The sequence below is a fragment of the Nocardioides sp. genome, assembly GCF_041600255.1.
GTDB lineage: Bacteria > Actinomycetota > Actinomycetes > Propionibacteriales > Nocardioidaceae > Nocardioides.
Map to the genome: position 1 here is coordinate 1 of NZ_JBFIKK010000144.1, position 7546 is coordinate 7546.

A 7546-nucleotide genomic window follows, 5' to 3' on the forward strand; every position below is an offset into this window, starting at 1 on the left:
AGCAACCACAACTGGCAGGTCAGCGGTCTGGGAGCAACCACAACTGGCAGGTCAGCGGCTCAGGCGGGGGACTCGTCGCTGTCGTTGCCGTCGCGCTCGGTCTCGCCGTCCTTGGTCGCCTCGGTGGAGGTGTCCTCCGACTCCTTCATCTCCAGCGGTTCGGAGTCGACGGCCGGGTTGGAGTCGGGCGAGAGGTCCGGGATCGCGGGAGCCTCCGCGTCGACGGCGCCGCCGTCGATCGCGTCCACCCCGCCGGGGTTGGCCTCGCGGTGCTCGACCTGGGGCTCGGGCATGGGTCCGAGATCGTCGTCGGTGGGCATGGGTTCTCCTTCAGGAGTCGAAGCCGAACGTCGAGTACGGCGAGGTCGTGCCCGCGAGCAGGCCGGTCAAAACCGACAGCTCGTGCGGCACGACCGGGGTGGGCAGGTCGGTCAGGGGGCACCAGCGCAGCTCCGCACACTTGTGCGGCTCCACGATCCGCGGCGTGCCGGACCAGGTGCGTGCGGTGAAGAAGAAGTCGATCCGTTCGTCGATCGGCTCACCGCTGGCGGTGCGTTGCATCGAGGTCACGAACTCGAGGTCGAGCCCGGTGACGTCGAGCTCCTCGAGCGTCTCACGCCGCGCCGCGTCGTACGCCGTCTCGCCCTTCTCGACGTGACCGGCGGCCGCGGCGGCCCAGTGGTCGTCCATGTACCCGGTGTTGCGGCGCAACTGCAGGAGCACCTCGACACCGGCGGCACCGTCGCGGAGCAGGAAGACATAGGCCGCCGGGACGACGACGAAGCGATCGAGCATGGGCGTGAGCCTAGGTCGAGGGCTGGTCGAGCGAGGTTTCGGCGTTCTCCGCCTGAGCCTCGGCCGCCGCGTCCGACTGCCCGGGACCCTCACCCGAGGTCCCCGAGTCGCCCGCGTCGCTCGAGCCGGCCGCCACCCCAGCGCTGTCGCCCGGCTTGGTGACCCGCTCCACCTCGGGGCCCGGGTCCGGCGCCGGCGTGCCCGGCACCTGGTCCCCGTCCGGGGCGTCGGTGCGCTGCGGCCCGCCCGGCGGCGTGGGCGCGTCCAGGTCGCGTTCGGTCATCGCCGGCCGCCGCTCAGGGCTTGGGCTTGTCGGTGAGCGAGCCGAGAGCGTCCTTCGCCTTCTCGGCGCCGCCGGCGATCTTGTCGGCGTGCTTGCCCCCGGTCTTGTCGTCGATCGCCTCGGCGACCTTGTCGATCCCGTCGGCGATCTTGTCGCCGTGCTTGTCGGCTGCGTCCTCCACAGCGTCCTTGGCCTTGTCGAAAATGCCCATGACTGACTCCTCGGGTCGGGGTCGACGCCGTACGACGTCGCGTCCTTGCCACACTAACCACATGCCCCAGCAGAGCCCGCCCCCGACTCCGATCGTCGCTCCGATCGTCGCCGTGGTCGGCCAGACGGCCTCGGGCAAGACCAGCCTCTCCCTCGACCTGGCCGAGGCGCTGGGCGGCGAGATCGTCAACACCGACGCGATGCAGGTCTACCGGGGCATGGACATCGGGACGGCCAAGCTCCCGCCCGCCGAGCGTCGCGGGATCCCGCACCATCTGATGGACACCCTCTCGGTGCGCGAGCCGGCCACCGTGGCCAACTTCCAGGAGTGGGCCCGGACGACGATCGCCGACCTCCGCGGCCGCGGCGTGGTCCCCGTGCTGGTCGGCGGGTCGGCGCTCTACGCGCGCTCGATCCTGGACCGTTTCGAGTTCCCCGCCACCGACGCCGACGTCCGGGTGGCGTTCGAGGCGGAGCTGGAGCGAGTGGGGCCGCTGGTCCTGCACGCCCGTCTCGCCGCGATCGACCCGGCGGCCGCGCGGAAGATCGAGCCGGAGAACGGTCGCCGTACCGTCCGGGCGCTCGAGGTGATCGAGCTGACCGGCAGGCCCTACTCGGCGTCCCTGCCCGTCCAGGAGTACGCCGACCCGCACACCGTGCAGATCGGGGTCGATATCGACCGCCCCACGCTGGATGCCCGGATCGAGCGCCGGGTGGAGGAGATGTTCGAGGCGGGCTTCGTCCAGGAGGTCGAGCGCCTGCTCGCCGAGGGTCTCGACGAGGGGCTGACCGCGCGACGCGCCATCGGGTACCGCGAGGTCGCCGCCCACCTGCGCGGCGAACTGCCCCTGGCCGAGGCCAAGGAGCGGACCATGCAGGCCACCCGCCGGTTCGCCCGTCGCCAGGACTCGTGGTTCCGCAAGGACCCCCGCATCGTGTGGGTGCGGTACGACGACCCCGACCGGGTCGACCGGGCGCTCGCCGCGGTGCGGGCCGTGTCGCCTTCGGGTTCCCTGCGTGAGACCGACGCACCCGGCGGTAGCGTGGACGCGTGAACTCGAACTCGGCGACGGTCATCCCCCGATGAGCTACGTCTACCTCAAGGGTCACGGCACGGAGAACGACTTCGTCCTGCTGCCCGACCACGACGGCGGCGTCCACCGGTCCCTCTCCGCGGCGCGCGTGGCCGCACTCTGCGACCGGCGCGCCGGCATCGGCGCCGACGGCGTGATCCGGGTGATCCGGACCCGGTACTACGAAGGTCCCGACGCCGGCATCCTGCCCGAGCCGCACCAGGCCGAGTGGTTCATGGACTACCGCAACAGCGACGGCTCGCTCTCGGAGATGTGCGGCAACGGCATCCGGGTCTTCGCTCGCTACCTGGTCGACTCCGGCCTGTCGATGAGCGACCGACCGATCCCGATCGCGACCCGGGCCGGCCTCAAGCTGGTGGAGGTCGACGGCGACGCGATCACGGCGGACCTCGGCAGCCCGCAGGTGCTGGGCGAGTCGACGGTCGGCGTGGGCGAGAGGTCCTGGCCGGCATGCCACGTCGACATGGGCAACCCGCACGCGGTCGCGATGGTCGACGACCTCGCCGAGGCGGGATCGCTGCTCGAGCCTCCGTCGTACGACCCGGAGATCTACCCCGAGGGTGTGAACGTCGAGTTCGTCGTACGACGCGGTGAGCGGCACATCGCGATGCGGGTCCACGAGCGGGGCTCGGGCGAGACCCGCTCCTGCGGCACCGGGGCTGCCGCGGCGATGGTGGCAGCGGCGCTGGGCGACGGCGTCACCGCGCCGCCCACCGAGGACGTCGCCTACCGCGTCGACGTGCCGGGCGGCACGCTCACCCTCACCTGGACGAGCGCGAACCGGATCCTGCTCACCGGGCCGGGCGTGATCGTCGCGCAGGGGGTCACGGACCTCTGAGGTCCCTGCCCGGTAGCCTGCCCCGGGTGCGCAACCTGGTGAAGGACCATCTCGGCCGCATGCCGGTCAACGCCTCGCGCGAGCACCTGCGGGCCTTCGCCGCCGAGGCGGCCGCCGTCGGGAAGGACCCGTCCTTCCGGGTGCTGGACGCCGGCGCGGGCAAGCTGCCCTACAAGAGCCTCTTCGCGCACGTGAGCTACGAGGCGGCCGACGTCGTGGCGGAGCCCGGCCTCGACTACGTCTGCGACATCGCGAAGATGCCGGTGCCCGACGACACCTACGACCTGGTCTTCTGCTCGCAGACCCTCGAGCACGTGCCCAACCCGGTCGCGGTGCTGCGGGAGTTCCACCGGATCCTCAAGCCCGGTGGGCAGGCGTGGCTGAGCGCTCCGCTCTTCTACCCCGAGCACGTGCAGCCCTACGACTACTTCCGGTACACGCGGTTCGCCTGGCGGAAGATGGCGCGACGAGCCGGCTTCACGGTCGCGGACATCTCGTGGCTGGAGGGCTACTTCGGCACGCTCTCCTATCAGCTCGAGATGGCCTACAAGGCGTTGCCGGCGGACATGAAGGTCTGGCGCTACACGCTGCTGCACCTGAGCCGGAAGCTGGCGAAGCGGGAGCTGACCGAGCGCTACCTGCCGCGCAAGGGGATGCCGAAGAACTACAAGGTCAAGCTGGTCAAGCCGGCCGCCTGAGACCGCGCCGCGCCCCCTCGCGAGGCTGGAGCGGCGTCCCGGTACGGCGCCCTAGGATGCCCGCCATGGACATCAACGGAGCATCAGCGATCGTCACCGGCGCGGCCTCGGGCATCGGCGAGGCCGTGGCCCGTCAGCTGGCCGCCCAGGGCGCCCACGTCGTCGTGGCCGACCTGCAGGCCGAGAAGGGCGAGGCCCTGGCCCAGGAGATCGGCGGCGTCTTCGCCCAGGTCGACGTCACCCGGACCGACCAGATCGAGGCGGCGGTGCGGGCCGCCTCCGGCCTCGGTCCGCTGCGGGTGCTGGTGAACTCGGCGGGCATCGGCTGGGCCCAGCGCACCATCGGCCGCGACGGGGAGTTCGACTCCGCCCACGACCTGGCCGCGTTCACGAAGGTGATCGCGATCAACCTGATCGGCACCTTCGACGCGATCCGGTTGGCCGCCACCGCGATGAGCACGCTCGAGCCCACCGCCTCCGGCGAGCGTGGCGCGATCGTCAACATGGCCAGCGTCGCGGCGTTCGACGGGCAGATCGGGCAGGCGGCGTACTCGGCGTCGAAGGGCGGCGTGGTCGGGATGACCCTGCCGGTCGCCCGCGACCTGTCCGCGGCCGGGATCCGGCTGAACACGGTGGCGCCCGGCCTGATCGACACCCCGATCTACGGCGAGGGCGAGGGCGCCGAGGCGTTCAAGGCCAAGCTGGGCGAGAGCGTGCTCTTCCCCAAGCGTCTCGGCCAGCCCGAGGAGCTCGCCTCGATGGTGCTGGAGTGCATCCGCAACCCCTACCTCAACGGCGAGACGATCCGGGTCGACGGCGGGATCCGGATGCCCCCGAAGTAGCACTCAGGCGTCGACCAGGGACCGGGTCAGCGTCGCGCGCACCTCGGCGTAGAGCTCCTCGGCGTACGCCGGCTGCTCGGCCGTGGGCAGGTCGGCGGCGAGCTGGTCGATGAGCGCCGCGAGTTCGACCGGCGCCCAGTCGCTGTCGTCGGGCAGGGCGGCGCAGTAGTCGACGTAGCAGGTCGCCGCTGCGACCGCGTCGGTCAACGTGCGCCGGGCCGCCAGGATCTGGGTCGCGTTGAAGCGCCCCAGGTCGCGGTACGCCGAGAACTGGGCGACGTGGAAGAACTGGTTGACGGTGTTGACCCGCGGGAAGCTGGGATCCACCTCGCGGTAGGCCAGCAGGGTGGGTGGCATGTCCTCGGTGAGCGCCGGCTTGGCGTACCAGAGCAGGCTGATCCGCTCCTCGTTGCCGTCCTCGCGCCGGACCAGGCCCAGGTTGACCGAGCGCGGCGAGTAGTCGCGCCCCGGTGAGGGGTCGGCCTCGCAGCGGAGCACGTCGAGCCGGATGGCCACCTCGGCGGAGCACTCGAGAGCGGCGAGGTCGATCGCCTTGGAGATCGAGCCGGCGAGGTTGCCCGGGCCGGAGTCGGCATCGATGCAGACGATCTCGCGGTGGTGGCTGGTGCGCAGCAGCTCGACCAGTGCGGTGTTCTCCCAGTGGCCGCCGTCGGTGACGTAGAGGAACAGGTCGCTGTGGTCGTGGAAGCCGAGGAACTCCTTGAGCAGGTAGCCCAGCCCCGGTCGCGGCAGCCGCTTCCCGTGCTGGGCGAGCTCGGCGGCGTACCTCGGGTTGGGCACCCACATGCCCAGGCGCACGTTGGCGAAGGCCAGCAGCATGCTCACCGGTCCGGCCTTGAACCGGCCCATCGCCGGCGAGACCGCCGCACCGGAGAGGCCGACGGCCATCATCGTGGTCAGCCGAGGCCCCCAGGTCGGCATCAGCGAACCCATCTGCTCGGCGGTGCACTCGTAGCGGCGCCACAGCCCGTTCTCCTCCATCGGTACGAAGAGACGCACAGCGCTGGGGGAGAACGTCATGCTCAGCGCCGGGATGCCGTAGTGCGTGCGGACGTCGCGACCCGAGACGGTCGCCGCCGCGCAGACCGTCAGCGGCGTGCCGTGGTCGCCGGGGGTGCGGTGCTTGACGAGCGTGGACAGGTCGGGCTCGATCCGGCTGCCGGGCGACGGCTTGCTGTTGTTGTCGTAGGCGCGCACCCGGCCGCCGTCGCGGTACGTCGCGAACGCCGCTCGCAGCTTGCCCCGGTAGAACGCTGCCAGCGACCAGAACTCCGTGGCACCGACGACGTGCAGCGCCAGCAGCACGGCCACCACGATCGACCACGGGATCCACTCGCCGTCGCCCGGCCCGGTGCGCATCGCGTCGAGGGCGAAGCGGCAGGCGAGGAAGAGCAGCAGGGTGGCGAAGAGCAGGCCGCCGATGGTGGGCGCGAACCGGGCCAGCGGCTTGCGCAGCACGCGCCCGACGGCGGCGGCCGAGCCGAGCGCGCCGGCGGCGGCCACCAGGGAGGTGAGGAGGTCGTTGGTGTCGACGGGGGTCCACAGCAGCCGGATCAGCACCGGCAGGACCCCGAGCGTGAACAGCAGCGTCGCGGAGAGCGCCAGGCCGGCGTAGCCGAGGTACTTGAGGCCGAGCAGCCAGGCCGGCGGGATCCCGTTGGAGGAGGTCTCGGTGAGCTTGGCGGCCAGCACCCAGAGCATCAGCACGGCCAGGCCAAGCACCGCCCAGAACAGGATCGGCGGGGCGAGGCGGTCCGGCGAGCCCAGGCAACCGGCGCTCTTCGCGGCGGTCAGCGTCGCGTCGCTCTGCCACTCCTGGGTGCAGCCCAGGCTCAGGTACCAGCGGTAGAACCAGCCCATCGGCTGGCTCACCGCCCAGAGCATCATCAGCATCACCAGGGCGTTGATCGTCATCCCGGTCAGGACCGTGGCGATCGCGCTGGGACGACGCTTGGCCTTGGCCGCGAGCTGATGGTCGCGCGACTCCTCGGTGGCGGCGTCACCGATGCCGCGCGGCGTGTTGGAGAGCAGGTACCCCAGGTTGGCGCGCAGGTGCCGCTCCTCGGGGCCGGGCTGGACCCGGCCGAGGGCCCAGGGGCGCGGCGGTGGGGCGTTCGGGTCGGCGGCGGGGGCGGTGCGGGCCAGGCTCCAGGCGCCGGCCATGTAGGAGCCACCGGAGACCGAGGCGACATTGTCGGCCGTGTCCCAGCCCAGCGGCTCGTCGTACTCCAAGGCCTGCAGGGCGCCGAGGCTGATCGAGGCGGCCCGGATGCCCCCGCCCGAGAACGCAAGGCCGAAGTCGCTCTCGTCGAGCGTGCGCGAGGCCGCCGGTGGGCGGGCCTCGTCGGCCGCACGGAGCACCCGCCGGATCCGTCGCGGCGTCGCGAGCGACACGATCCCGCCGAGGGCGAAGGCGCCGACGAGCAGTACGACGAGCCACTTGCCCCAGGCGAACGTCGCGCCGAACTCCCATCCGCGGGGCTGCGGGTCGATGCCGACGAAGTCGAAGCCGGCGACGGCGAGCTGGAGGCTGGCGTTCTCGAGGAGGTCCAGCGCGCCGGCGCCGAGCGCGGTCACGGCCAGCGGGGCGGCGAGGCGACGGGTGCTCTGGGTGCGGTAGTTCTGGCCGGCCCACAGGGTGATCAGCGCGAGCAGCGGGCTCCAGCACAGGATGAACCAGACGTCGCCGATCAGCGCATCGGTGACGGCGTCGGCGCCGTACGTTCGCATCGAGTCGGTGGCAGCGGCGCCGGTGCCGGCGAACT

General features: G+C 71.8%; 9 protein-coding genes. 4 read left to right on the forward strand and 5 right to left on the reverse strand.

Annotation, left to right across the window (positions count from 1 at the left end; genetic code table 11):
• Positions 1–59 precede the first annotated feature (59 nt).
• From ABZE72_RS14335 to ABZE72_RS14350, 4 genes are read right to left on the reverse strand one after another with little or no spacing between them, the layout of a single operon-like run.
• Positions 60–320, reverse strand: a complete 261-nt coding sequence (locus ABZE72_RS14335; protein WP_372729712.1) for a hypothetical protein — start codon at positions 318–320, stop codon at positions 60–62.
• Positions 321–330: 10 nt separating this feature from the next.
• Positions 331–795 (reverse strand): NUDIX domain-containing protein, encoded by a 465-nt coding sequence (locus tag ABZE72_RS14340; RefSeq protein WP_372729713.1) that lies wholly within the window; start codon positions 793–795, stop codon positions 331–333.
• Between the two features lie 10 nt (positions 796–805).
• Entirely contained in the window at positions 806–1078 is a 273-nt protein-coding gene (locus ABZE72_RS14345) for a hypothetical protein (protein ID WP_372729714.1), read from the reverse strand.
• Positions 1079–1091: 13 nt separating this feature from the next.
• Positions 1092–1289: an antitoxin gene (locus ABZE72_RS14350; protein ID WP_372729715.1), complete on the reverse strand. Its 198-nt coding sequence runs from the start codon at positions 1287–1289 to the stop codon at positions 1092–1094.
• A 61-nt stretch (positions 1290–1350) separates the two neighbouring features.
• Here ABZE72_RS14350 and miaA point away from each other — a divergent pair, with 61 nt between their 5' ends.
• From miaA to ABZE72_RS14370, 4 genes are all read left to right on the forward strand, one after another.
• On the forward strand, positions 1351–2343 hold the full coding sequence (gene miaA / locus ABZE72_RS14355; protein WP_372729716.1) for a tRNA (adenosine(37)-N6)-dimethylallyltransferase MiaA: 993 nt from the start codon (positions 1351–1353) through the stop codon (positions 2341–2343).
• Between the two features lie 28 nt (positions 2344–2371).
• Positions 2372–3220, forward strand: coding sequence for a diaminopimelate epimerase (gene dapF, locus ABZE72_RS14360; protein WP_372729717.1), 849 nt, complete (start codon positions 2372–2374; stop codon positions 3218–3220).
• Between the two features lie 26 nt (positions 3221–3246).
• The gene (locus tag ABZE72_RS14365; RefSeq protein WP_372729718.1) at positions 3247–3918 is read left to right on the forward strand and encodes a class I SAM-dependent methyltransferase; all 672 of its coding nucleotides are present in this window, start codon (positions 3247–3249) and stop codon (positions 3916–3918) included.
• 65 nt (positions 3919–3983) lie between these two features.
• Positions 3984–4760: an SDR family NAD(P)-dependent oxidoreductase gene (locus ABZE72_RS14370; RefSeq protein WP_372729719.1), complete on the forward strand. Its 777-nt coding sequence runs from the start codon at positions 3984–3986 to the stop codon at positions 4758–4760.
• A gap of 3 nt (positions 4761–4763) precedes the next feature.
• On the opposite strand, the gene ABZE72_RS14375 is transcribed toward ABZE72_RS14370, so the two are convergent.
• The coding region (locus ABZE72_RS14375; protein WP_372729720.1) for a hypothetical protein at positions 4764–7546 on the reverse strand (2783 nt) is incomplete at its 5' end.

Coding starts and splice junctions, on each gene's coding strand:
- ABZE72_RS14340 (WP_372729713.1), bottom strand. CDS start 795: ATGCTCGATCGCTTCGTCGTCGTCCCGGCGGCCTATGTCTTCCTGCTC.
- ABZE72_RS14345 (WP_372729714.1), bottom strand. CDS start 1,078: ATGACCGAACGCGACCTGGACGCGCCCACGCCGCCGGGCGGGCCGCAG.
- dapF (WP_372729717.1), top strand. CDS start 2,372: ATGAGCTACGTCTACCTCAAGGGTCACGGCACGGAGAACGACTTCGTC.
- ABZE72_RS14370 (WP_372729719.1), top strand. CDS start 3,984: ATGGACATCAACGGAGCATCAGCGATCGTCACCGGCGCGGCCTCGGGC.
- ABZE72_RS14350 (WP_372729715.1), bottom strand. CDS start 1,289: ATGGGCATTTTCGACAAGGCCAAGGACGCTGTGGAGGACGCAGCCGAC.
- ABZE72_RS14335 (WP_372729712.1), bottom strand. CDS start 320: ATGCCCACCGACGACGATCTCGGACCCATGCCCGAGCCCCAGGTCGAG.
- miaA (WP_372729716.1), top strand. CDS start 1,351: ATGCCCCAGCAGAGCCCGCCCCCGACTCCGATCGTCGCTCCGATCGTC.